22 protein-coding genes are annotated in these 26,375 nt (G+C 64.3%); 14 read left to right on the plus strand and 8 right to left on the minus strand.

Translation table 11 applies throughout. The annotated features are described in order from the left end of the window. Positions 1-71 precede the first annotated feature (71 nt). The 4 genes from AC1D09_RS17925 to AC1D09_RS17940 all read right to left on the minus strand — a co-directional run bounded on the left by AC1D09_RS17925 (position 72) and on the right by AC1D09_RS17940 (position 5,176). Positions 72-1,190, minus strand: a complete 1,119-nt coding sequence (locus AC1D09_RS17925) for a 2-aminoethylphosphonate--pyruvate transaminase (RefSeq protein ID WP_477662160.1) — start codon at positions 1,188-1,190, stop codon at positions 72-74. Positions 1,191-1,236: 46 nt separating this feature from the next. Then, a complete protein-coding gene (locus AC1D09_RS17930) occupies positions 1,237-2,952 on the minus strand; it encodes a putative 2-aminoethylphosphonate ABC transporter permease subunit (protein WP_477662159.1) in 1,716 nt (571 codons plus the stop codon). Then, positions 2,952-4,004, minus strand: a complete 1,053-nt coding sequence (locus AC1D09_RS17935; RefSeq protein WP_477662158.1) for a putative 2-aminoethylphosphonate ABC transporter ATP-binding protein — start codon at positions 4,002-4,004, stop codon at positions 2,952-2,954. Before AC1D09_RS17935 ends, AC1D09_RS17930 begins: the two co-directional genes overlap by 1 nt. 122 nt (positions 4,005-4,126) lie before the next feature. Further along, complete coding sequence (locus AC1D09_RS17940; protein WP_477662157.1) at positions 4,127-5,176, minus strand: putative 2-aminoethylphosphonate ABC transporter substrate-binding protein; 1,050 nt, start codon at positions 5,174-5,176, stop codon at positions 4,127-4,129. Positions 5,177-5,364: 188 nt separating this feature from the next. On the opposite strand from AC1D09_RS17940, the gene AC1D09_RS17945 reads away from it, so the two are divergent. The 6 genes from AC1D09_RS17945 (at position 5,365) to AC1D09_RS17970 (ending at position 12,780) form a co-directional block, all read left to right on the plus strand. After that, positions 5,365-6,180, plus strand: coding sequence for a phosphonate utilization associated transcriptional regulator (locus tag AC1D09_RS17945; protein ID WP_477662156.1), 816 nt, complete (start codon positions 5,365-5,367; stop codon positions 6,178-6,180). Beyond that, positions 6,167-7,405, plus strand: coding sequence for a phosphonoacetate hydrolase (gene phnA, locus AC1D09_RS17950; protein ID WP_477662155.1), 1,239 nt, complete (start codon positions 6,167-6,169; stop codon positions 7,403-7,405). The genes AC1D09_RS17945 and phnA overlap by 14 nt, the downstream gene beginning before the upstream one ends. A 69-nt stretch (positions 7,406-7,474) precedes the next feature. Then, positions 7,475-8,896: a phosphonoacetaldehyde dehydrogenase gene (gene phnY / locus AC1D09_RS17955; RefSeq protein ID WP_477662172.1), complete on the plus strand. Its 1,422-nt coding sequence runs from the start codon at positions 7,475-7,477 to the stop codon at positions 8,894-8,896. Between the two features lie 16 nt (positions 8,897-8,912). Next, entirely contained in the window at positions 8,913-9,482 is a 570-nt protein-coding gene (locus tag AC1D09_RS17960) for a phosphonate degradation HD-domain oxygenase (RefSeq protein ID WP_477662154.1), read from the plus strand. Beyond that, the gene (locus tag AC1D09_RS17965) at positions 9,472-10,329 is read left to right on the plus strand and encodes an EamA family transporter (RefSeq protein ID WP_477701157.1); all 858 of its coding nucleotides are present in this window, start codon (positions 9,472-9,474) and stop codon (positions 10,327-10,329) included. Before AC1D09_RS17960 ends, AC1D09_RS17965 begins: the two co-directional genes overlap by 11 nt. Positions 10,330-10,359: 30 nt before the next feature. Beyond that, positions 10,360-12,780 (plus strand): GcvT family protein, encoded by a 2,421-nt coding sequence (locus AC1D09_RS17970; RefSeq protein WP_477701158.1) that lies wholly within the window; start codon positions 10,360-10,362, stop codon positions 12,778-12,780. Between the two features lie 4 nt (positions 12,781-12,784). Here the strand turns inward: AC1D09_RS17970 and AC1D09_RS17975 are convergent, their stop codons facing one another. The 3 genes from AC1D09_RS17975 to AC1D09_RS17985 form a co-directional block, all read right to left on the minus strand. Next, positions 12,785-14,191, minus strand: coding sequence for a sensor histidine kinase (locus AC1D09_RS17975; protein WP_477662171.1), 1,407 nt, complete (start codon positions 14,189-14,191; stop codon positions 12,785-12,787). Positions 14,192-14,417: 226 nt separating this feature from the next. After that, on the minus strand, positions 14,418-15,092 hold the full coding sequence (locus tag AC1D09_RS17980; protein WP_007870259.1) for a response regulator: 675 nt from the start codon (positions 15,090-15,092) through the stop codon (positions 14,418-14,420). 194 nt (positions 15,093-15,286) lie between these two features. After that, positions 15,287-15,769, minus strand: coding sequence for a MarR family winged helix-turn-helix transcriptional regulator (locus AC1D09_RS17985; protein WP_477662150.1), 483 nt, complete (start codon positions 15,767-15,769; stop codon positions 15,287-15,289). 191 nt (positions 15,770-15,960) lie between these two features. On the opposite strand from AC1D09_RS17985, the gene recA reads away from it, so the two are divergent. Further along, positions 15,961-17,094 carry a recombinase RecA gene (gene recA / locus AC1D09_RS17990; RefSeq protein WP_074579186.1) on the plus strand — a complete coding sequence of 378 codons (1,134 nt, stop codon included), beginning with the start codon at positions 15,961-15,963 and terminating at the stop codon, positions 17,092-17,094. A gap of 73 nt (positions 17,095-17,167) precedes the next feature. Further along, entirely contained in the window at positions 17,168-17,656 is a 489-nt protein-coding gene (gene recX / locus AC1D09_RS17995; RefSeq protein ID WP_477662149.1) for a recombination regulator RecX, read from the plus strand. Between the two features lie 2 nt (positions 17,657-17,658). Here the strand turns inward: recX and argC are convergent, their stop codons facing one another. After that, positions 17,659-18,570 (minus strand): N-acetyl-gamma-glutamyl-phosphate reductase, encoded by a 912-nt coding sequence (gene argC, locus AC1D09_RS18000; RefSeq protein WP_477662148.1) that lies wholly within the window; start codon positions 18,568-18,570, stop codon positions 17,659-17,661. A gap of 287 nt (positions 18,571-18,857) precedes the next feature. Here argC and sucC point away from each other — a divergent pair, with 287 nt between their 5' ends. The 6 genes from sucC to AC1D09_RS18030 all read left to right on the plus strand — a co-directional run bounded on the left by sucC (position 18,858) and on the right by AC1D09_RS18030 (position 26,321). After that, positions 18,858-20,018: an ADP-forming succinate--CoA ligase subunit beta gene (gene sucC / locus AC1D09_RS18005; RefSeq protein ID WP_007870246.1), complete on the plus strand. Its 1,161-nt coding sequence runs from the start codon at positions 18,858-18,860 to the stop codon at positions 20,016-20,018. An 18-nt stretch (positions 20,019-20,036) separates the two neighbouring features. Continuing rightward, the gene (gene sucD, locus AC1D09_RS18010) at positions 20,037-20,930 is read left to right on the plus strand and encodes a succinate--CoA ligase subunit alpha (RefSeq protein WP_007870244.1); all 894 of its coding nucleotides are present in this window, start codon (positions 20,037-20,039) and stop codon (positions 20,928-20,930) included. Positions 20,931-21,057: 127 nt separating this feature from the next. After that, positions 21,058-21,759: a TerC family protein gene (locus AC1D09_RS18015; RefSeq protein WP_477662146.1), complete on the plus strand. Its 702-nt coding sequence runs from the start codon at positions 21,058-21,060 to the stop codon at positions 21,757-21,759. Between the two features lie 314 nt (positions 21,760-22,073). Continuing rightward, positions 22,074-24,821 carry a CHASE2 domain-containing serine/threonine-protein kinase gene (locus AC1D09_RS18020; protein ID WP_477662145.1) on the plus strand — a complete coding sequence of 916 codons (2,748 nt, stop codon included), beginning with the start codon at positions 22,074-22,076 and terminating at the stop codon, positions 24,819-24,821. A gap of 13 nt (positions 24,822-24,834) precedes the next feature. Then, on the plus strand, positions 24,835-25,620 hold the full coding sequence (locus tag AC1D09_RS18025) for a Stp1/IreP family PP2C-type Ser/Thr phosphatase (RefSeq protein ID WP_074578987.1): 786 nt from the start codon (positions 24,835-24,837) through the stop codon (positions 25,618-25,620). A gap of 38 nt (positions 25,621-25,658) precedes the next feature. Then, a complete protein-coding gene (locus AC1D09_RS18030) occupies positions 25,659-26,321 on the plus strand; it encodes an FHA domain-containing protein (protein WP_477662144.1) in 663 nt (220 codons plus the stop codon). Positions 26,322-26,375 lie beyond the last annotated feature (54 nt).

The following is a 26,375-nucleotide window of genomic DNA, read 5'->3' on the forward strand; positions in this document are numbered from 1 at the left end:
GGCAAAGCCGGTTCCACGGCTCATGCTGGTAAGGGAGCTCCCAGCTCGCCACACTGCGTGTGGCTCTTTGCTCAGACAGACGGCGCGGCGGAGCGTATGCCCATGTCCTGCAGGGCGGCCGCCACGGCCTGTACCGCCTGCGCCATTTCGTTGGGGCCTATGGCGCCTATGCAGCCGACCCGGAAAGTCTCCACCTGGGTCAGCTTGCCGGGGTAGAGGACAAAGCCGCGATTTCGCGCGGCGGCATAAAAGGCCTTGAAGTCGTAGCGGTTGTCGGCCGGTGCGTGGAAGGTCACGATGATGGGTGCCTGGATGGCCGGGTCCAGGAAGGGCTTGAAGCCGAGTTTTGCCATGCCCGCGACCAGCGTGCGGTAGTTGCTCTCGTAGCGCGCCAGGCGCGCGGGCTGGCCGCCTTCCTCCTCGAACTGGGCAATCGCTTCGGCCAGCGCCACCACCACATGGGTGGGCGGCGTGAAGCGCCACTGCGTGGTTTTTTCCATATAGGTGTACTGGTCGTGCAGGTCCATGGCCAGCGACTGGCTGCGGCCGGCGCAGCCCTCCAGCACCGCCTTGCGGATAAACACAAACCCCATGCCGGGCACGCCCTCCAGGCATTTGCCGCTGGCGGCCACCAGCGCGTCGAAATGCACCTTGCGCGCATCGATTTCTATCGCGGCGAAAGAACTCATGGCGTCGACCAGCAGGCCCTTGCCGTGGGTCTTGCAGACGTCGGCGACTTCCTGCAGCGGATTGAGCACGCCGGCGCCGGTCTCGCAGTGGATCAGCATCACGTGGGTGATGCTGGTGTCGGCTTCCAGCATGGCGTCCAGCGCGGCCGGCGACACCTGGGCGGCTTCGTCAAAAGGCATGACGGTGCAGCGCCGGCCCATCAGCGAGGTGAGTTTGGCCGCGCGCTTGCAGTAGGCGCCGTTGTCCATGACCAGCACATGGCCGTCGCGCGGCACCACGGTGGCCACCGCCGCCTCCACGCTGAAGGTGCCGCTGCCCTGGAGCGGCACAACGACGTGCGAATCCTGGCCATGGATGATGGCCAGCAGGCTTTTGCGTACGCTGGCGGTCACGGCGTTGAAATCGCTGTCCCAGGAACCCCAGTCTTTCAGCATCGCGAGCTTGGTGCGCAGCGTTGTTGTGAGGGGTCCGGGAGTCAGCAATATCTTGTCTCTGTCCATGGATTTGTCTCTTCTCTTTTATGTAGGTCGCGGAAAAGGGTGAGCGTCAGCGTGAACTGGTGCGCCAGGCTTGGGTGCGGCGGTTGACCCACCAGGCCAGCGCCATGAACAGCAAGGTGGCGATCGTCGAGGCCACGCCTATCAGCACGGCCATGGCCGCGGCCGCGCCGATTTCGCCGGCCTCGTCGAGGTTCAGGATGGCGATGGAGGCGACCTTGGTTTCGGGCGAGTAGAGGAAGACCACGGCGGAGATGGTCGTCATCGCGTTGATGAAGAAGTAGCGCGCGATGTCGACCAGGGCCGGCGTGCAGATCGGCAGCGTGACGCGCCAGAAGGTCTTGAAGAAGGGCACCTTGAGCGAGGCGCTCACGGCCTCGAATTCGCCGTCCAGCGCCTTGAGCGCCGTCACCGCCGTCAGGTGGCCGGTGGTGTAGAAGTGCACGATGGTGCACAGCGTGAGCAGGGTCAACGTGTGGTACAGCCCGTTCAGCGGGTTGTCGGGTGCGTTGAAAAAGAAGATGTAGCCCAGGCCCAGCACCAGGCCGGGCACGGCCATGGGCAGCATGGCCAGCATGCGCACAAAACCGCGCAGGCCGTCCATGCCCTTGGTTTTTTCGAGCAAGTAGGCGCTGACAAACACCAGCGCCGTGCCGAAGACGGCCGTGCCCGCCGCCATCTTGAGGCTGTTGACGAAGCCGACGCCGACCTCGGCATCGACCAGTCCCATGGTGTAGTGGCGCAGGCTGGGCGTGAGGTTGTAGGGCCAGAAGCTGGCAAAGGAAGCGAACACCGCCATGCCCAGCATGGCCAGCACCAGGAAAGCGATGGCGCAGCAATACAGCGTCATGACCCCGTCATAGGCGCGCGAGGGCGTGGGCCGGTAGGGCACGGCGCGCGCCGTCAGCATCGCGGTCTGGCGTTTGCTGACGTAGTGGTCGACCGCGAAGGTCAGCACGGCAGGCGCCAGCAGCAGGATGGCGACGACCGCGCCCTTGGCGAAATCCTGCTGGCCTATGACCAGCTTGAAGACGTCGGTGGCCAGCACGTTGAAATTGCCGCCTATCACCTTGGGAATCCCGAAGTCGGTCATGACCAGCGTGAAGGTGACCAGCGCGGCGGAGATCAGGCCGTACTTGGCGCCGGGCAGGGTGATGGTGAAAAACTTGCGCCGCGCGCTGGTGCCCATGGCGTTGGCGGCTTCGTAGAGGCGCGCGTCCGACAGCGTGAGCGCCGTGACCAGAATCATCAGCGCATGCGGGAATACCGCGAAGCATTCGGCCACCACGATGCCGGGCGCGCCGTAGATCTGTTCTATGCCCAGGCCCTGCATCCAGCCCTTGAGCACGCCCTGGTTGCCGAACCAGTAGATCAGCGAAATCGCCGACAGCAGCGAAGGCGCCAGCAGCGGGATCAGGGTGATGCCGCGAAACAGCGCCTTGTATTGCATGCAGGAGCGCGCCAGCGCATAGGCAAAACCGAAAGCCAGCGGCACGGCAACCAGCGTGACCACGCTGGAGACCCACAGGCTGTTCCACAGGCTTTCGAGCAGCGCCGGGGTCTTGGCGTACTCGATGAAGTTGTCGAACCAGATGAAGTCGCCGGACTTGCCCAGCAGCGCCTGCTGCAGAATGGCCAGCAGCGGCGCCGCGAGGAACACGACCAGGATCAGCGCGGCCAGCGCCAGGGCCGCGTAGGCAAGGTGGTCTATCCAGTGCGCGCGCTGCCTGACCATGGGCGGCGCGGGGGGCGTGAAGACCGGCATCAGAATACCTTGATGCGCTCGGGCAGCAGCTTCAGGGGCAGCGAGGAGCCCACCCGCAGCGACTGCTCCGACAGGAAATTGAGCGAGAGGTAGACCGTGAGCTTGTGGCCGCCCAGCGCGGGCGAGGCCACATGCACATGGCAGAAGGAGCCCAGGAACTCGATCTTCTCGATGGTGGCGTCAAACACATGGGGGTCGCCGGCGGCAATCGGCCGGGCCAGCACGTCCTCGGGCCGCAGGTAGATCTTGGCTTCGCGGTCGGCGCCGTCGCAGGGCAGGCACAGCGCGCCGAACTTCATCTGGCCTTCGCTCACGCGCACCGGCATCACATTGACCTTGCCGACAAAGTCGGCCACAAAGGGCGAAGCCGGCTCGCGGTAAATCTCCATGGGCGTGCCGACCTGCTCGATCAGGCCGTGGTTCATCACCACGATGCGGTCGGCCACGCTGAGCGCTTCCTCCTGGTCGTGCGTGACCATGATGGTGGTCACACCCAGCTTTTGCTGCAGCGCGCGTATCTCCTGGCGCAGGCGCACACGCTCCAGCGCGTCCAGCGCCGACAGCGGCTCGTCCAGCAGCAGCAGGCCCGGCGAGGTGGCCAGCGCCCGCGCCAGCGCAATGCGCTGCTGCTGGCCGCCGGAGAGCTGGCTGGGGTATTTGCTTTCGCTGCCCGGCAGGCCCACGAGCTTGACGAGTTCGCTCACACGTTTCGCGGCTTCGGCCCTGGGCGTCTTGCGGTTGACCAGGCCGTAGGCCACGTTGTCGGCCACGCTGAGGTTGGGAAACAGCGCATAACTCTGGAACACGATGCCGTAGTCGCGCAGCGCCGGCGGCAGCCGAGAGATGTCGCGCCCGCCCTGGTGCACCTCACCGGAGGTCTGCACTTCCAGCCCCGCGATGATGCGCAGCAAGGTCGTCTTGCCGCAGCCCGAGGGCCCGAGGAAACACACAAACTCGCCCTTGCGTATGTCCAGGTTGATGTCTTGCAGCGCGGTGAAACCGCCGAACTCCTTGCGGATATGGCGCAGGTTCAGAAAGATGTCATTGTTCATTCGTGGATTACCTGGACGAGCGGCACAGTACCAAGCAAGCAGCCGCGTGGAACCGGCTTAGCCGGGCCACAGCGGCTGTCCCCCTGAGGGGGAGACAGCGGCCGAAGGCCGCTGACAGGGGGCTACTTTTTTTCGGTTTTGCTGTTGTAGCGCTTGGTCCACTCGTTGAGGATGCGCTCACGGTTGTCGGCGGCCCAGTTGAAGTCCATCTTGACGAGACGGGCCTCATAGTCCTTGGGTACATTGGCCAGCGGCGGCGCCAGGCCGGGCTGCGCGGTGATCGCGAAGTTCTTGCCGTAGAGCATCATGGCGTCCTTGCTCGAAGCCCAGTCGGCCAGCTTTTTGGCGGCGTCCAGTTTTTTGGTGCCCTTGTGGATGGCAAAGGCTTCCAGGTCCCAGCCCAGGCCTTCCTTGGGGAACACCAGGTCTATGGGCGCGCCCTTGGCCTTGTTGGTGTTGCCGCGGTACTCAAACGAGATGCCGGCCAGGAACTCGCCGGCGGCTGCCATGTTGCAGGGCTTGGAACCCGAGTGGGTGTACTGCGCGATGTTTTCATGCAGCGCGTCCATGTACTTCCAGCCGCCGCCCTTGCCGTCCTTGTCGCCGAACAGCGTGAGCCAGGCGGTCACGTCGAAATAACCGGTGCCGCTGGAGGCGGGGTTGGGCATGACGATCTGGCCCTTGTAGATGGGCTTGGTCAGGTCCTGCCAGGTTTCGGGCGCGGGGATGTTTTTCTTCTTGGCCTCGACGGTGTTGAAGCACACGGTGGCGCCCCACACGTCCATGCCGAACCAGGCGGGGACTTTTTTCTTGTCACGGTACTGACTCATGATCCCGTCAAGATTGATGGGCGCATAGGGCTCGAGCATGCCCTGCTTGTCGAGCAGCGCCAGGCTGGAGGCGGCCACGCCCATGATGGTGTCGGCCTGGGGATTGGATTTTTCCGCCAGCAGCTTGGCGGTGATCACGCCGGTCGAGTCGCGCACCCATTTGATTTCGATGTCGGGATACACCTTGTTGAAGCCTTCCTGGTAGGCCTTGATCTGGTCGGTTTCCAGCGCGGTGTAAACCAGCAACTGGGTTTTCTGGGCGAAGGCGCCGGTGGAGGCGGCCAGCAGGCCAAGAAGAGCGATCGCCTTTGACAGGGATTTGAGATGGGAAGCCAGTTGCATAAAAAGTCCTTTGTGGCAAAGCCTGCAATGTTGTTGACTCGTTCGTGTCGGCGCTGACACTGCGATGACCAACCTGAGTGCAGGCCCGTCAACCCAGCTCGTTTTTTATTTAACGCCGACCCTTCTATCTTGTCAATTGTTTATTGCAGATTGTTGACAATCTACATTTCTGTGCTTCAATTCAGGGCATGAACGCTGCTTTGCATCCCACCATCGCGCAACTCCAGAACAGCTCCCTCACCACAGTGGTGCAACAGGAAATCGAGCGCGCGATTCTTGCCGGCGAGTACGAGCCCGGCAGCAAATTGATAGAGGCCACACTGGCCGAAAAAATGGGCGTCTCGCGCGGCCCGGTGCGCGAGGCCTTTCGCATGCTCGAAGAGGCCGGCCTGGTGCGCACCGAGAAAAACCGCGGCGTCTTTGTGCGCGACATCCCGATCGACGAAGCCGTCGAGATATTCGATTTGCGCGCGGCCATGGATGAACTCGTGGGCCGCCGGCTCGCGGAAAACATCACGGGGCCCCAGGTCAAGGAGCTCAAGGCCCTGGTCGACGCCATGGAAAAAGCCGTCAAGGCTGAAGACCCCCAGGCCTACCACCTGCTGAACCTGAGCTTTCACGACCGCATGGTCGAGATGGCGGGCAACCGCAAGATGACCGAGATCTACCGCAAGCTGATCAAGGAGCTGTCGCTGTTCCGGCGCCTGAACCTCGCTGACGGCTGGCTGATGCCGATGTCGGCCAACGAGCACCGGCTGATCGTCAAGGCCATCGCCTCGGGCGACGCCGACGCGGCCGGCCGCGCGATGTTCCAGCATGTGATCGAAAGCAAGGAGCGCACGATAGAAAACGACCTGCGGCGCCAGGCCGGGCAAGCCGATGCGGCGGGGGTGGAAGAGGCCGCGGCCGGCAAGCCCGTGCCTGTCAAGCTCGTCTCCAGTACCACGGCCGCGCGCAAGGGTAAGGACAAAAACAAGGAAGGACCGTCACGTGGCAAACACTGAGCCGAATGGCGAATTGACGGTGAACGGCAGGACGTACAAGCTGCCGGCCCAGCCCACGGTGGTGGTCTGTGTGGACGGCTGCGAGCCCGATTACCTGGCGCAGGCCGTGGCCACGGGCCAGATGCCCTGGCTCAAGCGCACGCTGGCGCTGGGCTCCGGCCTGACGGGCGATTGTGTGGTGCCCAGTTTCACCAACCCGAACAACCTGTCCATCGTGACCGGCGCGCCGCCCAGCGTGCACGGCATTTGCGGCAACTACCTGTTCGACACGGCCAGCGGCACCGAGGTCATGATGAACGACCCCAAGTGGCTGCGCGCGCCCACCTTGCTGGCCGCACTGTCCGGCGCCGGCAAGTCCCTGGCGGTGGTGACGGCCAAGGACAAGCTGCGCAAGCTGCTGGGCCACCAGATGAAGGGCATCTGCTTTTCGTCGGAGAAGGCCGACCAGGTGTCGCTGGAAGAAAACGGCATTGAGGATGTGCTGGGACTGGTGGGGCTGCCGCTGCCCAGCGTCTACAGCGCCGACCTGTCGGAGTTTGTCTTCGCGGCCGGCGTGAAGATCATGCAAAAGCACAAGCCCGACGTGATGTACCTCTCGACCACCGACTATGTGCAGCACAAGCACGCGCCGGGCACCGAAGGGGCGAATGCCTTCTACCGCATGATGGATGGCTACATGCAGCAGCTCGAGGGCCTGGGCTGCGTGATCGTGCTCACGGCCGACCACGGCATGAACGCCAAGGTCGCCATGGACGGCACGCCCGACGTGATCTACCTGCAGGACTGGTTCGACAACTGGCTGGGCGCCACCATCGCGCGCGTGATCCTGCCTATCACCGACCCCTATGTGGTGCACCATGGCGCCCTGGGCTCTTTTGCCACGGTCTACCTGCCGGAGGGCACCAACATCGAGGTCGCGCGCAAGCGGCTGGCGGCGCTCAAGGGCATGGAACTGGTGCTCTCGCGCGAGCAGGCCGCCGAACGCTTTGAACTGCCGGCCGACCGGATCGGCGACATCGTGGCGGTGTCCGAGCGCTTCACCGTGATAGGCACCTCGGCCTCGCGCCATGACCTTTCGGCGCTGGAAGTGCCGCTGCGCTCGCACGGCGGCATGAGCGAGCAGCGCGTGCCGCTGATCGTGAACCGCGCGCTGCCCGGGCTGGACCGCAACCGGCGCTTCCGCAATTTTGATGCTTTTGACCTGGCGCTCAATTACGCCCAGTAAGTCCAGGCCCCACGCCATGAAAGCCGCAGAGTGATTGACCAATACATCCGCGACCACCAGCTCAATGCCATGCGCCTGTCGGGCCGCAAGGTCGGCTCGGGCCGGGGCGGCGACCGCGCCATCGCGGTGTTCAACCCCTACACCGAAAAAAAAATGGGCACCGTGCCCAAGGCCACGCTGGAGGAGGTGCGGCAGACCTTTGCCAGGGCCCATGCCTACAAGCCCCAGCTCACGCGCTACGAACGCGCGGCCATCCTGAACCGCGCGGCCGCCATCATTCAGTCGCGCTTGTCCGAGGTCGCCAACCTGATCACCGCCGAAGCGGGCCTGTGCCTGAAGGATGCGATTTATGAGGCCGGCCGCGTCAGCGACGTGCTGCTGTTCGGCGCGACCGAGGTGCTCAAGGACGACGGCCAGATCTTCAGCTGCGACCTCACGCCCCATGGCAAAAAGCGCCGGGTCTACACGCACCGTTCGCCGCTGCTGGGCGTGATCACCGCGATCACGCCTTTTAACCATCCGATGAACCAGGTGGCGCACAAGGTGGTGCCCAGCATCGCGACCAACAACCGCATGGTGCTCAAGCCGTCCGAGAAGGTGCCCTTTTCGGCCCTGCTGTTTGCCGACATCCTGTACGAGGCCGGGCTGCCGCCCGAGATGCTCAGCGTGGTGACGGGCGACCCGCGCGAGATCGCCGACGAGCTGATCACCAACCCGCTGGTCGACCTGGTGACCTTTACCGGTGGCGTGGCCATAGGCAAGTACATCGCTTCAAAAGCCGGCTACCGCCGCGTGGTGCTGGAGCTGGGCGGCAACGACCCCATCATCGTGATGGAGGATGCCGACATTGACGAAGCCTCCACCCTGGCCGTGCAGGGTTCCTACAAAAACTCGGGCCAGCGCTGCACCGCCATCAAACGGCTTCTGGTGCACGAGGCGGTGGCCGGCGAGTTTGTGGAGCAGGTGCGGGCCAAGACCCTGGCCTGGAAATACGGCGACCCCTGCGACAAGGCCAACGACATGGGCACAGTGATCGACGAGCAGGCCGCCATGCTGTTCGAGTCGCGCGTCAACGAGGCCGTGGCGCAGGGCGCGAAACTGCTGGCCGGCAACCAGCGCCGGGGCGCGCTGTATTCGCCCACGCTGCTGGACCATGTGTTGCCGCAGATGACGGTGGCGCGCGAGGAAACCTTCGGGCCGGTTTCGCCGGTCATACGGTTTAAAAACATCGACGAAGCCATCGAGATTTCCAACGGCACGGCCTACGGCCTGTCAAGTGCGGTGTGCACCAACCGCCTGGACTACATCAACCGTTTTGTGAGCGAGCTGCATGTCGGCACGGTCAATGTGCGCGAAGTGCCGGGCTACCGCCTGGAGCTCACGCCCTTCGGTGGCATCAAGGATTCGGGCCTGGGGTATAAGGAAGGTGTGCAGGAAGCGATCAAGAGCTTTACCAACCTCAAGACCTATTCCCTCCCCTGGAATGCCTGACCTCTGAGGAACTCATATGCTGAGCTTTGACGACATCGAACGACTCTTCGAAGAGCGCGGCGGCGAACAGTACAGCGGTGAGCCCGTGACGCAGCTGCAGCACGCGCTGCAGACCGCCGCGTTGGCTGAGGCCGAAGGCGCGAACGACGCGCTGGTCACCGCTGCCCTGCTGCACGACCTGGGCCATTTGCTGCATGACCTGGGCGAGACACCTTCGCTGCGCGGCGTGGACGACGTGCACCAGTACCGCGCGCTGCCCTTTTTGCGCGGCCTGTTTCCCGACGCGGTGCTGGACGCCATCAAGCTGCATGTGGATGCAAAGCGCTATCTGTGCGCGGCCCGGCGCGGCTACCACTCCAGCCTCTCGGCGGATTCCAAGCGCAGCCTGCTGCTGCAGGGGGGCATTTTTACGGCCGAGGAAGCCGCGCGTTTCATGGCCCAGCCCGGCGCGGAAGACGCGGTAAAACTGCGCCTCTGGGACGACCTCGCGAAGGACGCGAACAAGGCCACGCCGCCGCTGGCGCACTACCTGGCGCGGGCCCGGCGCTGCGCCCTTCCCGCCGCAGAGCCTTCGCTTGCCGCCTGAAGTCCTGGCCCTGACCTGGCCGGTGCTATGCGCCGTGCTGTTCGGCGCGCTGCTGCACGCGGGTTGGAACGCGCTCGTCAAGTCCAGCGCGGACAAGTCCATGGACATGGCGGTCATTCATTTGATCGGCTCGGTGCTGGCCTTGCCGCTGGTGCTGATGGCGGGCCTGCCGCGCATGGAAGCCTGGCCCTTCATAGGCGCCTCGGTGCTGATCCACATCGGCTATTACATCGCGACCACTCAAGCCTATAAACATGGCGACCTGGGCCTGACCTATCCCTTGATGCGCGGCGTGGCGCCTCTACTGGTGGCGCTGTCGGCCACCTTCACGCTGGGCGAGACTTTGACGCCGCTGGCCTGGGCCGGGATCATCGGCATCTGCAGCGGTGTGCTGGTGCTGGGCCTGAGCCGCCACGCGCTGCATGCGCGCAAGGCCATCGGCTTCGCGCTGGCCAATGCGGTCATCATCGCGATCTACACCGTGGTCGACGGGCTGGGCGTTCGGGCTTCGGGCAATGCGCTGCAATATGTCGCCGCCCTGTTCCTGCTCGACGGCTGGCCCTTCGGCCTCCTGATGATGGCGCGCCGCGGGCGGGCCATGGCCCATTACGCGCGCCACCGCTGGCCGGTGGCCATCGGCGGCGCGCTGGCTTCTCTGGGCTCCTACGGCATCGCCCTGTGGGCCATGACGCGCGCGCCGGTTGCCACGGTGGCGGCGCTGCGCGAGACCTCCGTGCTGTTCGCGGTGCTGCTCGGTTGCTGGCTGCTCAAGGAGACCTTCACGCTGCGCCGCTTCGCCGGCAGCTGCGCGATTGTGGGCGGCGTGATGGCCATACGGCTGGCCTAGCCCTGTACCTTTTGAGATGAGGCTCGCACCATGACCACCCCGACTTTTCCCGGCCATGCGGAAATTATCATCGTGGGCGGCGGCATCGCCGGCTGCTCGGTGGCCTACCACCTGGCCAAAATGGGCAAGACCGACGTGCTGCTGCTGGAGCAAGGCAAGCTCACCAGCGGCACCACCTGGCATGCGGCCGGCCTGGTCGGCCAGATGCGGCCGAATCGCAATATGACGCAGATGAGCAAGTACGGCATAGAGCTGTATGCGTCGCTGGAGGCCGAGACGGGCCTGGCCACGGGCTGGAAACAATGCGGCAGCGTCAATGTGGCGCGCACGCCCGAGCGCATGAAGGTGCTCAGGAAGCAGGTGGCCATGGCCAACAGCTTTGGTGTGGAGTGCCATGAGATATCGCCCCAGGAAGCCGGCGACAGATACCCCATCATGCGCACCGACGACTTGCAGGGCGCGATCTGGCTGCCCGGTGACGGCAAGGCCAACCCGGCCGACCTGTGCATGTCGCTGGCCAAGGGCGCGCGCAACCGCGGCGTGAAGATGCTGGAAGGCATCGAAGTGACGGGTGTCATCACCGAGAACGGCAAGGCGGTGGGCGTGCGCACCGCGCAGGGCGAGGTGCGCTGCGAGGTCCTCGTCAACTGCGCCGGCCAGTGGGCGCGCCAGTTCGGCCGGCTCGCGGGTGTGAACGTGCCCTTGTATTCGGCCGAGCATTTTTACATCGTCACCGGCAAAATTCCCGGGGTGCACCCCATGCTGCCGGTGATGCGCGACCCGGACGGCTACATCTACTACAAGGAAGAAGTCGGCGGCCTGGTGATGGGCGGCTTCGAGCCGCAAGCCAAGCCCTGGAAGATGGACCCGATTCCTTCGACCTTCCAGTTCGAGCTGCTGGACGAGGACTGGGACCAGTTCGAGCCCCTGATGACCGCCGCGCTGCACCGCACGCCTTGCCTGGAGACGGCCGAGGTCAAGATGCTGCTCAACGGCCCGGAAAGTTTCACGCCCGACGGTAACTTCATCCTCGGCGAAGCGCCTGAGCTGCGCAATTATTTTGTCTGCGCGGGTTTTAACTCGGCCGGCATCGCCAACAGCGGCGGCGCGGGCCGGCTCATGGCCGAATGGATTGTGGGCGGCGAGCCCGGCACTGATTTGTGGGATGTGGACATACGCCGCTTCGGCAGTTTCACCGGCAACCGCAAGGCACTGGCCGAGCGCACCGGCGAAACCCTGGGCCTGCATTACGCCATGCGCTGGCCGAGGCAGGAGCTGGAAACGGCAAGGCCGCTGCGCACCTCGCCGCTGTACGACATCCTGGCCGCCAAGGGCGCGGAGTTTGGCAGCAAGAACGGGTGGGAACGGGCCAGCTATTTCCGGCCGGATGGCGCGCAACGTCCCGAGTACACGCTGGGCAAACCCGGCTGGTTGCCCTGGATGATTGAAGAGCAGAAGGCCACACGCGAAACCGTGGCCCTCTACGACCAGACTTCGTTTTCCAAATACCTGCTGCAGGGCCGCGACGCGCTGGCCGTGTTGCAGCGCCTGTGTGCCAACGAGATGGACATGCCCGTGGGCAAGATGGTTTACACCGCCATGCTCAACGAGCGCGGCGGTTTTGAAAGCGACCTGACCGTGATGCGGCAAGCCGCGGACCGCTTTATGGTCATCACCGGCTCGGCGCAGACCGTGCGCGACTTCGACTGGATCACGCGGCACATAGCCGACACCGAACACGCGGTGTTGACCGATGTGTCGGCCCTGTATTCGGTGCTGTCGCTCATGGGGCCGAAAGCGCGCGAGCTGCTGGCGCGGGTCAGCCCCGACGAGCTGTCGCCCGAGGCCTTGAAGTTCTCGTGGACGAAAGAGATAGACCTGGGCTTTGCGCGTGTGCGCGCGGCGCGCATGAGTTATGTGGGCGGGCCGGGTTTTGAGCTGTACGTGCCGGTTGAAATGGCGCGCCATGTCTACCTCGCCCTGATGGAGGCCGGCAAGCCACTGGCCATTCGCGACGCGGGTTATTACGCGCTGGATGCCTTGCGCATAGAACAAGGCCGGCGTGCCTGGGGAGCGGAGCTGGGTCCGGACGAAACGCCGTGGGAGGCCGGCCTGGCCTTCAGCGTCAAGCTGGACAAGCCGGCCGATTTCATCGGCAGGGCCGCGCTGCTCAATTCACAGGGCTTGGCGCTGCGAAAAAAACTGGTGACGCTGGTGTTCGATACGCCGGATGCCTTTGCCTGGGGCGGCGAAGCCATCGTGCTGGGCGGGCAATCGGTGGGAGAGATCTCCTCGGTCGGCTGGAGCCCGCTGGCCGGCGCCTGCGTGGCGCTGGGCTATGTACGCGGCGCCGGCGCCAACCAGTCGCATGACGGAACGCCGGCGCAGATTGAGCTGTGGGGCGAGCGTGTGGGCGTGAAGCTTTACGACCGCTGGCCCGCAAAGCCCTGAGCGCCTATACACCCTCGGGCAGATCCATGCCGACAAAACGCACGGTGACACGCGTGCCCGGGGTTTGTGGATGGCCCGGCAGGGCGGCATCCTCGATTGAAATCGTCGCGCCGTGCTGTTTGGCGATCTCCAGGACAATCGCCAGGCCCAGGCCCGAGCCGTCCACATTGGTGCCCAGCGCGCGGTAAAAAGGCTGGAACACCAGCTCGCGTTCCGACTCCAGGATGCCGGGCCCCGAGTCTTCCACCAGCAGCACCAGCACGCCGCTGAAACGGTCCGTCATCAGCCGCAGCGTGACCTGGCCTTTTTCGGGCGTGTAGTTGATGGCGTTGTCCAACAGGTTGCGCACCAGTTCCTTGAGCAGGGTCGCATTGCCTTCGAGCTGCGTGGCCTGTTCGCCGGCATCGGGCCCGTCGTAGCCCAGGTCTATCTGCTTTTCGAGCGCGCGCGGCACCGAGTCGGCCATGACTTCCGAGACGATGTGCACCAGGTCGATGTGCTGCTTGGCCAGGCTGCGGCCCGTGGTCTCGGCGCGCGCCAGGGCCAGCAGCTGGTTGACGGTGTGGGTGGCGCGGATGCTGGCGCGGCCTATGTGCTTGAGCGACTTCTTGAGTTCGTCGGCATCGGTCTCGCGCTGCGCCAGGTCGGCCTGCATGCGCAGGCCTGCCAGCGGCGTCTTGAGCTGGTGGGCCGCATCGGCCAGGAAGCGTTTTTGCGTGGTCAGCGAGACCTTGAGCCGGCTCAGCAGGTCGTTGATGGAGGACACCAGCGGCGCGACTTCCTCGGGCACCGCGGTCTCGTCCAGCGGGCTCATGTCGTCGGACTTGCGCGCGCGTATGCGCTTTTCAAGCTGGGCCAGCGGCTTGATGCCGCGCACCAGCGCGAGCCACACCAGCAGCACGGCCAGCGGCAGCGTGACGAATTGCGGCACCATGGTGCCCTTGACGATTTCGGTGGCCAGCGTCTTGCGTTTTTCCAGCGTCTCGGCCACCTGCACCAGCACCAGTACCGGCTGCGAGCCGGCGGGCGTGGCCTTCACGTCCACCTTGAGCCAGGTGTAGGCCACGCGCACGTCCTCGCCCTGGATCACGTCCTCGCGCAGCCGCACCTCGCCGTTGGTGGGCTTGTCTTCGTCGGGCGGCGCGGGCAGGTCGTGCTCGCCGCTCAGGTGCTCGCCCTGCGTGCCCACCACCTGGTAGTAGACGAGGTCGGTGTCGTCGGCGCGCAGGATTTCGCGCGCGGGCGCCGTGAGGGTGAACTGCACCTGGTTGTTCTTGACCACCACCAGCTTGGCCAGCGCCTGCACGTTGTATTCGAGCGCGCGGTCAAAAGGCTTGCCCGCGATGTTCTGCGCCACCAGCCAGGTCAGCGCCAGGCTGATGGGCCACAGCAGCAGCAGCGGCGTGAGCATCCAGTCGAGGATCTCGCCGAAGAGGCTGCGGCGTTCGCGTTGGAAGAGTCTTAGGGCCACAGGCTGGGTTGCTCCAAATCAGGGGCCTGGTGTTTTGACTCCTTCCCCCTTTGGGGGAAGGTGGGGATGGGGGCTGACGATGGTGGATAGCCCCCGCAGTTCAGGCTTGGGAGGCCGCGGGCCCCCATCCCAGCCTTCCCCCAGCGGGGGAAGGAGCAAAGACGTGCTAACCAGGGATTTTCTCAAGGCAGTAACCCAGGCCGCGCACGGTCGCGATCCGCACCGGGCCTTTTTCAATCTTCTTGCGCAGGCGGTGGATGTAGACCTCGATCGCGTTGTTGCTGACCTCCTCGCCCCATTCGCAGAGGCGCTCCACCAGCTGGTCCTTGCTGACCAGCCGGCCGGCGCGCTGCAGCAGCACTTCAAGCAAACCGAGTTCGCGCGCCGACAGCTCCAGCATCTGGCCGTCTATGGTGGCGACGCGGCCGGCCTGGTCGTAGACCAGCGGGCCGTGCTTGATGGTGCTGCTGGCGCCGCCCATGCCGCGGCGTATCAGCGCGCGTACGCGGGCTTCGAGTTCCTGCAGCGAAAACGGTTTGGCCATGTAGTCGTCGGCGCCGTAGTCCAGGCCTTTGACGCGCTCTTCCACGCTGTCGGCGGCCGTCAGGATCAGCACGGGCATGGCCGAGCCGCGCGCGCGCAGGCGCTTGAGCACCTCCAGGCCGTGCATGCGCGGCAGGCCCAGGTCCAGGATCAGCAAATCGAATTCGGTGTTGGTGAGCAGCGCGGCGTCGGCCTCGGTGCCGCTGGCCACGTGGTCGGCCGCCGCGCCGGAGGCGCGCAGCGTGCGCAGCAGGCCATCGGCCAGTACCTGGTCGTCTTCGGCAATCAGAATACGCATGGTTGTCTCCAGTCTCCATTTGCCGGCCTGTTGCGGCCTGCGGGTGGGTTTGTGTTCTTCGGCAAATTCTAGGCTCGAATAGGGCCCCCACGGTCGCTCACTTCGTGTGGCTCCCTGCCCCCGAGGGGGCCGCTGCGCCTGCGGCCCGGCAAAGCCGGTTCCGCGGCCCCTGCTGGAATGGGGAGTTGAGATCTTCAAGCTCCCGCATAAGCCTCCAGCCCCAGCGCCACCACGGTGGCCACATCATGCCCCACGGCCTGGCGGAATTCCTCCTCGGCCTGGCGCACCGCCTGGTGGAAGGCTTCCAGCCAGAGCAGGCCTGACTCGGTGAACACCACCCGGCGGGCGCGTTTGTCGTGCGGGTCGGGCTGGCGTTTGACCAGGCCCCAGGCCTCGCACTGGTCGACCAGGTCGCCCATGGCCTGCTTGCTCATGCCGGCGCTCTGCGCCAGGTCGGTCAGGCGCGAACCGGCCACGGCCAAGTGGCGCGTGATGTGGATGTGGGCGGCGCCGACCTGGTCGCGCGCCGCCAGGTTGGACAGCGCCAGCGGCACCTCCACGCTGCTGGCCATCAGCGAGAGCACCCGCTCGTCGAAGCGGCGCAGCGCATGGCCCATAAGCCGCCCCAGGTGGGTCTGCCGCCAGCCGGCCTCGGTCGCGCCAAAGGGGCTGGGCATGGGGGCTGGGAGTGTCGTTTCTGCCATAAAAGCATGGTAAGCCATTTGATCAGGCAAACTGACTAAAAATAGGATTTACTTATTTTTATAGCGCCCATAAAGTACTGGTCATGCATCCAGCGCTGTGAATAAAAGCAGAGACTGGAATCCAGGCAACAAGTTTTACATCATTGATTTTCAAGGAGTTTTTCATGGAACTGACCAACAAGCTGAACCCCGCCCAGAACCCCGTGCAAAGCGCCGCCCTGAACACCGAAAAGGCCAAGGCCTTGCAAGCCGCGCTGGCCCAGATCGAAAAGCAGTTCGGCAAGGGCACCATCATGAAGCTGGGCGACGGCGAAGTGATTGAGGACATCCAGGTCGTTTCCACCGGCTCCCTGGGCCTTGACATTGCCCTGGGCGTGGGCGGCCTGCCGCGCGGCCGGGTGGTTGAAATCTACGGCCCGGAATCGTCCGGCAAGACCACGCTGACCCTGCAGGTCATCGCCGAAATGCAAAAACTGGGCGGCACCTGCGCTTTTGTGGACGCCGAGCACGCGCTGGACATCCAGTACGCGCAAAAGCTGGGCGTGAACCTACAGGACCTGCTGATTTCCCAGCCCGACACCGGCGAGCAGGCGCTTGAAATCGTCGACTCCCTGACCCGCTCCGGCGCGGTGGACCTGATCATCGTCGACTCGGTGGCGGCGCTCACGCCCAAGGCCGAGCTCGAAGGCGAAATGGGCGACTCGCTGCCCGGCCTGCAGGCCCGTTTGATGAGCCAGGCGCTGCGCAAGCTCACCGCCACCATCAAGAAGGCCAATTGCACGGTCATCTTCATCAACCAGATCCGCATGAAGATTGGCGTGATGTTCGGCTCGCCCGAAACCACCACGGGCGGCAATGCGCTGAAGTTCTACGCCTCGGTACGCCTGGACATCCGCCGCATCGGCTCGATCAAGAAGGGCGAAGAGGTGATCGGCAACGAGACCCGCGTCAAGGTGGTCAAGAACAAGGTGGCTTCGCCCTTCAAGACGGCGGAGTTCGACATTCTTTACGGCGAGGGCATCAGCCGCCTGGGCGAGGTGCTGGACCTGGGGGTGGCCGGCCACATCGTTGAGAAAGCCGGTGCCTGGTACGCCTTCAACGGCGAAAAAATCGGCCAGGGCCGCGACAACTCGCGTGAATTCCTCAAGGAAAACCCCGAACTCGCGATCGAGATCGAAAACAAGGTGCGTGAATCGCTGGGCATCCCGCTGGTGCAGGTTGCCGGCAGTGTCGATGCCCCGGCCGAGAAGCCGGCCAAGGCTGAGAAAGCTGAAAAACCCGCCAAGGCCGCAGCCTGATAGCTGGTAGCCAGCCTGGGAGCGCGGAGCAGCCGTCAAAAGGCAGTGCTTGCGCGGCCCAGGCGCGTTGACCATGGACAAGCCCTCAGATCGCAAACCCCCGAAACCCGCCACCCGTGCGGGTTTCGGCCTTTCGCTCAAGGGCCGCGCCCTGCGCTACCTGGCCGGGCGCGAGCATTCACGGGCTGAGCTGGAACGCAAACTCGCGCCCCATGAGGAAACGCCGGGCCAGCTGGCCCAGGTGCTGGACGACTTGCAGGCCAAGGATTTCATCAGTGAAGCGCGTGTGGTCGAATCGGTGATCAACCGGCGCGCCGGCCGTTTTGGCGCGGCGCGTATCAAGCATGAATTGCTGGGCAAAGGCCTCAGCGCGGAGCGCGTGGCCGGCGCCATGGACAGCCTCAAGGGCAGCGAGCTGGAACGCGCCCGCGAGATCTGGCGCAAAAAATTCGAGGGGCCGGCGCCCGACGCGGCCGGCCGCGCCAAACAAATGCGCTTTCTGGCGGCCCGGGGCTTTGGCGGCGAGGTGATACGCCGCGTGGTGCAGGCAGATGAGGATTGAGCTTACAACCCGAGCATCAACTTGAGATTCTGCACAGCGGCGCCTGACGCGCCCTTACCCAGGTTGTCCAGCCGCGCCACCAGCACGGCCTGGCGGTGCTCTTCATTGGCGAACACGCGCAGCTCCATCTTGTTGGTGTCGTTGAGCGCCAGCGCATCGAGTTTGTTTGACTCGGGCGCGGCTTCCACGGTCACCCATTCGCTGCCGGCGTAATGTTTGGCCAGCATGTCCTGCAGCTGCACGCCGGTCGGCTTGCCGGGCAGCAGGTCCAGGTGCAGCGGCAGCTGCACCAGCATGCCCTGCTTGAAATTGCCGACGGAAGGAATGAACACCGGGCGGCGTGACAGGCCGGTGTATTTCATGATCTCGGGCAGGTGTTTGTGCTTCAGGCCCAGGCCGTAGAGCTCAAACGCGGGCGCAGTGCCGGCCTCGTAGTCTTCAATCATTTGCCGCCCGCCGCCGGAGTAACCGCTCACGGCGGGAAGGCTCAGGGGGAAATCGGCCGGTATCGCACCGGCGTCGACCAGCGGGCGGATCAGCGCGATCGCACCGGTGGCATAGCAGCCGGGGTTGCCGACGCGCTCGGCGGCCGCCACGGCGGCGCGCTGCGTCTGCGTCAGTTCGGGAAAGCCATAGACCCAGCCGGGCACGGTGCGGTGCGCGGTGGAGGCATCAATGACCTTGGGTTTTTTGCCGGGCAGTGAATCAATCATGGCCACCGATTCGCGCGCCGCGTCGTCGTGCAGGCACAGGATCACCATGTCCACCTGCGCCATCAACGCACGCTTGGCTGCCGCATCCTTGCGCAGTTCGGGCGCGATGCTGACCAGCTCGATCTGCGGCATGGCTTGCAGCCGCTCGCGGATTTGCAGGCCCGTGGTGCCGGCTTCTCCGTCAATAAAAACTTTGGGCATGGATGAGGACTTCCAGGTACTGACAACAGAACGAAATGCGCCAACAAGGCAAACCCAGGAGGTGTGCTGGCAGGCCAAAAACAGCTTAAAAATGCCCAATTCGGGGCTATTTTGGGGTGTAAGCCGGGCACAAGAATTGTGCGTCGCACCATGATACAGTTCTGCGTTGCTGCCTGCAGTGACCGCCGACGTGGTTTTTTGGGCCGGTGTGGCCTGTTTCCGACACCCCACAGCCCTGTCCAAATCCCAGTTGCACCCCCTCTTTTACTGAATTCTGAAGGTTTTTCATGAAAATTCACGAGTACCAGGGCAAGGAAATCTTGCGCAATTTTGGTGTGCCTGTGCCGCGCGGCATTCCGGCGTTCACGGTGCAGGAAGCGGTGGAAGCCGCCCAGAAGCTAGGCGGCCCGGTATGGGTGGTCAAGGCGCAAATCCACGCGGGCGGCCGCGGCAAGGGCGGCGGCGTGAAGGTCGCCAAGACCATTGAGGACGTCAAGCGCATCGCCGGCGAAATTCTGGGCATGCAGCTCAAGACGCACCAGACCGGCCCCGAAGGACAGAAAGTCCGCCGCCTCTATATTGAAGACGGCGCCGACATCCAGAAAGAATATTACGTCTCGGCCGTGACCGACCGCGAATCGCAAAAGGTGGCCTTTATCGCCTCCAGCGAAGGCGGCATGGACATCGAAGAGGTGGCCCACTCCCACCCCGAAAAGATCATCAAGGTGTTTGTCGATCCGCTGGTCGGCATGACGGACGCCCAGGCCAAGGAAATCGCGAGCGGCATCGGCATGCCCGCCGACTCCGTGCCGCAGACCGTCGACATCCTGCAAAAGCTCTACAAGTGCTACATGGACACCGACGCCTCGCTGGTTGAAATCAACCCGCTGAACCGCAACAGCAAGGGCGAAGTCATGGCGCTGGACGCGAAGTTCAACTTCGACGCCAACGCGCTGTTCCGCCACCCCGAAATCGTCGCCTACCGCGACCTGGACGAGGAAGACCCGGCCGAAGTCGAAGCCAGCAAGTTCGACCTGGCCTACATCAGCCTGGACGGCAACATCGGCTGCCTGGTCAACGGCGCGGGCCTGGCCATGGCGACCATGGACACCATCAAGCTGTTCGGCGGCGAGCCGGCCAACTTCCTGGACGTGGGCGGCGGCGCGACGGCTGAAAAAGTCACCGAAGCCTTCAAGATCATGCTGAAGAACCCCGATGTCAAAGGCATCCTGGTCAACATCTTCGGCGGCATCATGAAGTGCGACACCATCGCCGACGGCGTCATCACCGCCTGCAAGGCCGTGAACCTCTCCGTGCCGCTGGTCGTGCGCATGAAGGGCACCAACGAAGACCTGGGCAAGAAGATGCTGGCCGACTCCGGTCTGCCCATCATTGCCGCAGACACCATGGCCGAAGCCGCGACCAAAATCGTGGCCGCCGTCAAGTAAGCCCAGGAGAACACAAGCATGTCGATCTACATCAACAAACACACCAAAGTCATCACCCAGGGCATCACCGGCAAGACCGGCCAGTTCCACACCCGCATGTGCCGCGACTACGCGAACGGCAAAGAGGCCTTTGTGGCCGGTGTGAACCCCAAGAAAGCCGGCGAAGACTTCGAAGGCATCCCGATTTTCGCCAACGTGACCGAGGCCGCCAAGGCCACCGGCGCCACGGTGTCCGTCATCTACGTGCCGCCCGCGGGCGCGGCAGCCGCGATCTGGGAAGCCGTGGAGGCCAACCTGGACCTGGCGATCTGCATCACCGAAGGCATTCCGGTCAAGGACATGCTGGAAGTGCGCAACCGCATGAAGGCCAAGGAAGCCGCCGGCGGCAAGAAAACCCTGCTGCTGGGCCCCAACTGCCCCGGCCTGATCACGCCCGACGAAATCAAGATCGGCATCATGCCCGGCCACATCCACCGCAAGGGCCGCATCGGCGTGGTCAGCCGCTCCGGCACGCTGACCTATGAAGCCGTGGCGCAACTGACCGAAATCGGCCTGGGCCAGTCCAGCGCCGTCGGCATCGGCGGCGACCCGATCAACGGCCTCAAGCACATCGACGTGATGAAGGCCTTCAATGACGACCCGGACACCGACGCCGTCATCATGATCGGCGAAATCGGCGGCCCCGATGAAGCCGAAGCCGCCCAATGGTGCAAGGCCAACATGAAAAAACCTATCGTCGGCTTTATCGCCGGCGTGACGGCCCCGGCCGGCAAGCGCATGGGCCATGCGGGTGCGCTGATCTCCGGCGGCGCCGATACGGCCGACGCCAAGCTGGCCATCATGGAAGCCTGCGGCTTCACGGTGACGCGCAATCCTTCGGAAATGGGCAAGCTGCTCAAGGGCCTGCTGTAAGGCTGTAAGGCCGGGGCGGCGGTCGTAAGCATTACTACGAACGCCGCCTGCGCCCATACGGGCTAAACTCGCAAAAACAAAAAAAGCGCTGCACAGCGCTTTTTTTCATTCATAACAGGAGATAGCCATGATTTTCGGACTGGACCTCGCGTCCCCGCTTTTCTGGAGCGCTTTTGGCTCCATCATCCTCGCCAACATCGTGCTGTCGGGCGACAACGCCGTGGTGATCGCCATGGCGGCGCGCACGCTCAAGCCCGAGCAGCGCGGCAAAGCCATCTTCTGGGGCAGCGCCGCGGCCATCGTCATGCGTATCGTGCTGACCATTGTGGCCATCCAGCTGCTGACCCTGCCCTACCTGAAGCTCATAGGCGCCATCCTACTGGTCTATATCGGCGTGGACCTGCTCAAGGGCGAGGAAGACGAAGACGGTGAAGGCCATGAAATCAACGGGATGATGGCCGCCATCCGCACCATCCTGATCGCCGACCTGGTCATGAGCCTGGACAACGTGCTGGCCGTGGCCGCCGCCGCCAAGGGCAACCTGCCGCTGCTGGTCCTGGGCCTGCTGGTGAGCATCCCGCTGATCATTTTCGGCGCCACCTTGCTGACCAAGGTCATGGAACGTTTCCCCATCATCATCACCATAGGCGCCGCCCTGCTCGGCTTCCTGGCCGGCGAAATGCTGCTGACCGACCCGGCCGTGGCTGGCTATTTCGGCGCCGTCAGCGAGCAAACCGTGACCTTTGGCGGGATTCTGGGCGCTGTGCTGGTCGTGGCGCTGGGCACCTATCTCACCAAACGGCAGCAGAAAAAAGCCCCTTCCGCCTGAAATCCGCCCGCCCGTCCCGCAGCCGCGGGGCGAAAGGCCTGCGCTTGCCTCAAGCCCGCATGCCGCGGGCTTTTGCACATCCGCTGAAATACCACTTATTTGCAACAGTCGGCACGGCTGCCGTGCAAAAGTCCCTTGTCCAGCCGCACCCCGTCTGTTAATGTCCCTTATCAGGAGACTTGTAACCTGCCGAAACAAAGGGCGGCGGGCGTTGCTTGGTGCGCCAAAACGACGGCGTCGCCGGGCGGCCGGTAATACAAAGCAATTAAAAATCGTCTAGCTTATGCACAGCGAAACAGGACAAGGGACGGGTAGTGGCCAAATCATCTAGAAAGCTGAGTCAGTTCTGGCGGGCCGACTGGTTTGTCGGGGTCCTGGTGGTGCTGGCCGTCCTTTTTCTGCACGGCCTGACCGATTTTTTCGGCACGCTGGAGCGCCGCTATTACGACTTCGCGAGCACCAGCACCTCGCGCCAGCCTTCCGACCGCATCGCGATCATCGCCATCGACGACCAGAGCATTGCCAACATCGGGCGCTGGCCCTGGCCGCGCGACGTGCATGCGCAGCTGATCGACCAGCTTTCGGCCGCCAAGGCCAAAACCATCGCGCACACGGCTTTTTTCTTTGAGCCGCAGACGGACCGCGGGCTGGTGTTCATCCGCAAGATGAAGGAAGCGCTCGGCCCGGCCGCCGATCCGGCGACGGCGGCCCAGGGTGGGCTGCCCGAGCAGCTCGGCAAGGTCATCGCCGAGGCCGAAGTCGCCCTGGATACCGACGCCAAGCTCGCGGCCAGCATGGGCAAGGCCGGCAACGTCCTGGTGCCCTCTGTTTTCCAGCTGGGTGTGCCGCAGGGCCGCCCCGACAACCCGCTGCCGGCCTATGCCCTGAAGAGCGCGGTCGATGAAACCAACAACTTCTCGCTGCCGGCCATACGCGGGCAGCAGCCCATCGAGCAGATAGGCGCGGCGGCCGCCGGCATCGCCCACCTCAACCAGCTGCCCGACGTGGACGGCGCCGTGCGCCAGGAGCCGTTGCTGATCAATTACTACGGCAAGGCTGTGCCCTCCATGAGCCTGCTGGTGGCGGCCAAGAGCCTGAACCTCGGGCCGGCGGACATCAAGCTCAATGTGGGCGAGTCGGTGCAGATCGGCAAGCTGATGGTCAAGACGGACGAATCGGCCTTGATGCTGCCGCAGTTCTACAAAGGCAGGGACGGCCGGCCCGCTTTCGCGGTGGACTCGTTCTACGACGTGATTTCCGGCAAGATCCCGGCCGCCAAGTACGCGGACAAGATCGTGATCATCGGTGCCACCGCCGCGGGCGTGGGCACCCAGTTCCCGACCCCGGCCGGCCCCGGGCTGTCGCCGGCGGAAACCATCGCGCACATCACCTCCAGCATCCTGAGCGAGCATTTCATTGTGCAGCCGGGCTGGGGCGTGTGGGCCACGCTGGGGGTGCTGCTGCTGGTGGCCGGCTACCTGATCGCGGGCCTGCCCAGGCTGTCGGCGGGCAAGGCGGCCGTCGTCACCTTGCTGCTTTTCGTGGTGCTGCTGGTGGTCGAGTTCAGCCTGCTGTCGGCGGCCGCGACCTGGCTCAAATTTGTCTTCCCCGCCGCGCTGCTGGTCATAGGCCACCTGGCGCTGACCACCAAGCGCTTCCTCATGACCGAGGCGGGCAAGCTCAAGTCCGACGAAGAGTCGGCCGAAACCAACCGCATGATGGGCCTGGCGCTGCAAGGCCAGGGCCAGCTGGACATGGCCTTTGACCGCTTCCGCCGCGTGCCCTTCACCGACGCGCTGATGGACAACATGAACAACCTCGCGCTGGACTTCGAGCGCAAGCGTCAGTTCAACAAGGCCCAGGCCGTGTATGAGTACATGGCCACCTACAACAAGAACCACAAGGACCTGCAGTCCAAGCTCAACCGCGCCAAAAACCTGTCGGAGACGGTCATCCTGGGCGGCGGCGGCTCCCACCCCGGCGGCACCATGCTGCTGGACGGCGGCGCCGTCGAAAAACCCATGCTGGGCCGCTACCAGGTGGAAAAAGAGCTGGGCAAGGGCGCCATGGGCGTGGTCTATCTCGGCAAGGACCCCAAGATAGGCCGTGTCGTGGCCATCAAGACCATGGCGCTGAGCCAGGAGTTCGAGGGCGAGGAACTCGACGACGCGCGCGAGCGCTTCTTCCGCGAGGCCGAGACGGCCGGGCGCCTGCAGCACCAGAACATCGTGACGATTTTTGATGCGGGCGAGGAGCACGACCTGGCCTATATCGCGATGGAATTCCTCAAGGGCAAGGACCTGGCCGACGTCACCAAGGACGGCAGCCTGCTGCCCGTGCCCAAGGTCCTGTCCATCGTGGCGCGGGTGGCCGAAGCCCTGGCCTACGCGCACAAGCAGAACGTGGTGCACCGGGATATCAAGCCGGCCAACATCATGTATGAGATCGACAGCGATACGGTGAAGGTGACCGACTTCGGCATCGCCCGCATCACCGACTCCAGCAAGACCAAGACCGGCCTGGTGCTGGGCACGCCCAGCTTCATGTCGCCCGAGCAGATCGCCGGCAAGAAGGTCGACGGGCGCTCGGACCTGTATTCGCTGGGGGTGATGCTGTTCCAGATGCTGGCCGGCGTGCTGCCTTTCCGGGGCGACTCCATGGCCGAGCTGATGTACAAGATCGCCAACGAAGAGGCGCCGGACATCCGCATCATCCGCAAGGAGCTGCCCGCCCGGCTGGCCGAGGTGGTCGCGCTGTCGCTGGCCAAAAAGCCCGAGCTTCGCTACCAGGACGGCGACCGTTTCGCCGCCGACCTGCGCGAAATCATCGCGTCCCTGGACGGCGGCGCACCCCTGTCCGCCCCCGCTCCTTCGCCCCATGCCGTCCCGCCGGCCGCGCCCGCGGCCACATTCGACGCCACGGTGGTGCAATCCGCCCCCGCCGCGCAGGCGGCCGAGCCCAGGGCCTATGATGCCACCCAGGCCTTGAATGCCGGCGGCGCCCAGACCTTCGAAAAAACCGTTGTCTCCAGGCCGCCCGCCGCCGACAAAGATTCCCAGTGACAACACGAACAAGATGATCTACGAGATTTGTACACATACCGACCCAGGGCTGACGCGGGACAATAACGAGGATGCGGTGGCGTTTGACCCGGCAACGCGGCTTTGCATCCTGGCGGACGGCATGGGCGGCTACAACGCCGGCGAGATCGCCAGCGGCATGGCCGTGGCCTTCATCAAGTCGGAAATGGGACGCTGGCTGTCCCAGGCCGGCCGGCATGCGAATGCCAAGGAAGTGCGCCGGGCAATGGAAATCTGCGTGGAAAACGCCAATCATTCGATTTTCAACGCGGCCAACTCCAACCCCCAGTACACGGGCATGGGCACCACGCTGGTCGTGGGCGTCTTCCAGGACGGGCGCCTGATGCTGGGCCATATCGGCGATTCGCGCTGCTACCGCCTGCGCGGCCAGGAACTCCAGCAGATCACCAAGGACCATTCGCTGCTCCAGGAGCAGATCGACGCCGGGCTGATCACGCCCGAGCAGGCGCTGACCTCCCTGAACAAGAACCTGGTGACGCGCGCCCTGGGCGTGGAAGACACCGTGCTGGTGGAGGTCAATGAGCACCGCGTGGAGCCGGGCGATCTTTACCTGATGTGTTCCGACGGCCTGTCGGACATGGTGGTGGACCCGGGTATTGCCGCCATCCTGACGGGCGCCGGGACGCTGGAGCAGAAGTCAAAACAGCTGATTGCGGCGGCGAACGAGGCCGGCGGACGCGATAATATTTCCGTCTTGCTGGCTTATGCGAAAGAAGACTCGGCCAAGCGCGGCCTTTTGTCGAGAATGCTGGGAAAATAAGCGGTGACTGAAAATTTAAAAACAGACAGGAGTCGGCCATGCCGAAAATGATCGTCTCTATTGACGGCGTTGTGATCAAGGAAGTCCAGTTGACGAAAGACAGGACGTCCCTGGGCCGCAGGCCCTACAACGATATCGTCATTGACAACCTCGCTGTCAGCGGGGAGCACGCCGTCCTGCAGATGTCCGGTAACGAGGTGTACCTTGAAGACCTCAACAGCACCAACGGCACCTATGTCAACGGCAAGGCCGTGAAAAAACTGTTGCTGCAAAACAGCGACACGGTGGAAATCGGCAAGTACAAGATCAAGTACGTGAACGAGGCCCAGCCTGCCGGTTTCGAAAAAACCATGATCATTAAGGCCGGTTCCGCGGGTCTGGTCGCGCCTCCTGCCGGTGCGCCGGCAGCGGCGCCCGCCGCCGCCGACGTGGGCGGCAACATCAGCGCGGCCATCAAGGTCATGTCGGGGGCCGCTGCCGGCCGCGAAGTGGCGCTGGTCAAGGTGGTGACCACCATCGGCAAGCCGGGCGTCGCGGTGGCCGCGATCACCAAACGGCCCCAGGGCTTTGTCGTGGCCCACGTGGAAGGCGCCGGGAAACCGACCCTCAACGGTGCGCCTATCGGGGCCGAGCCTGTCATCCTGAAAAACGGCGACATGCTTGAGCTGGCCGGAACGCAGATGCAGTTCGTCCAACATTGACCCGGGTGCCCGCCCGGGCTTCGCCGTAACGCGGACCGTCAGCACCCAACACCC

The organism is Polaromonas sp. P1_A2, from assembly GCF_056406895.1.

Coding starts and splice junctions, on each gene's coding strand:
- AC1D09_RS18025 (WP_074578987.1), top strand. CDS start 24,835: ATGATCTACGAGATTTGTACACATACCGACCCAGGGCTGACGCGGGAC.
- AC1D09_RS17930 (WP_477662159.1), bottom strand. CDS start 2,952: ATGCCGGTCTTCACGCCCCCCGCGCCGCCCATGGTCAGGCAGCGCGCG.
- AC1D09_RS17985 (WP_477662150.1), bottom strand. CDS start 15,769: ATGCCCAGCCCCTTTGGCGCGACCGAGGCCGGCTGGCGGCAGACCCAC.
- AC1D09_RS18030 (WP_477662144.1), top strand. CDS start 25,659: ATGCCGAAAATGATCGTCTCTATTGACGGCGTTGTGATCAAGGAAGTC.
- AC1D09_RS17960 (WP_477662154.1), top strand. CDS start 8,913: ATGCTGAGCTTTGACGACATCGAACGACTCTTCGAAGAGCGCGGCGGC.
- recX (WP_477662149.1), top strand. CDS start 17,168: ATGGACAAGCCCTCAGATCGCAAACCCCCGAAACCCGCCACCCGTGCG.
- AC1D09_RS17945 (WP_477662156.1), top strand. CDS start 5,365: ATGAACGCTGCTTTGCATCCCACCATCGCGCAACTCCAGAACAGCTCC.
- argC (WP_477662148.1), bottom strand. CDS start 18,570: ATGCCCAAAGTTTTTATTGACGGAGAAGCCGGCACCACGGGCCTGCAA.
- phnY (WP_477662172.1), top strand. CDS start 7,475: ATGCGCCTGTCGGGCCGCAAGGTCGGCTCGGGCCGGGGCGGCGACCGC.
- AC1D09_RS17935 (WP_477662158.1), bottom strand. CDS start 4,004: ATGAACAATGACATCTTTCTGAACCTGCGCCATATCCGCAAGGAGTTC.
- AC1D09_RS17925 (WP_477662160.1), bottom strand. CDS start 1,190: ATGGACAGAGACAAGATATTGCTGACTCCCGGACCCCTCACAACAACG.
- AC1D09_RS17940 (WP_477662157.1), bottom strand. CDS start 5,176: ATGCAACTGGCTTCCCATCTCAAATCCCTGTCAAAGGCGATCGCTCTT.
- recA (WP_074579186.1), top strand. CDS start 15,961: ATGGAACTGACCAACAAGCTGAACCCCGCCCAGAACCCCGTGCAAAGC.
- AC1D09_RS17980 (WP_007870259.1), bottom strand. CDS start 15,092: ATGCGTATTCTGATTGCCGAAGACGACCAGGTACTGGCCGATGGCCTG.
- AC1D09_RS17970 (WP_477701158.1), top strand. CDS start 10,360: ATGACCACCCCGACTTTTCCCGGCCATGCGGAAATTATCATCGTGGGC.
- sucD (WP_007870244.1), top strand. CDS start 20,037: ATGTCGATCTACATCAACAAACACACCAAAGTCATCACCCAGGGCATC.
- sucC (WP_007870246.1), top strand. CDS start 18,858: ATGAAAATTCACGAGTACCAGGGCAAGGAAATCTTGCGCAATTTTGGT.
- AC1D09_RS17975 (WP_477662171.1), bottom strand. CDS start 14,191: ATGCTCACGCCGCTGCTGCTGCTGTGGCCCATCAGCCTGGCGCTGACC.
- AC1D09_RS18015 (WP_477662146.1), top strand. CDS start 21,058: ATGATTTTCGGACTGGACCTCGCGTCCCCGCTTTTCTGGAGCGCTTTT.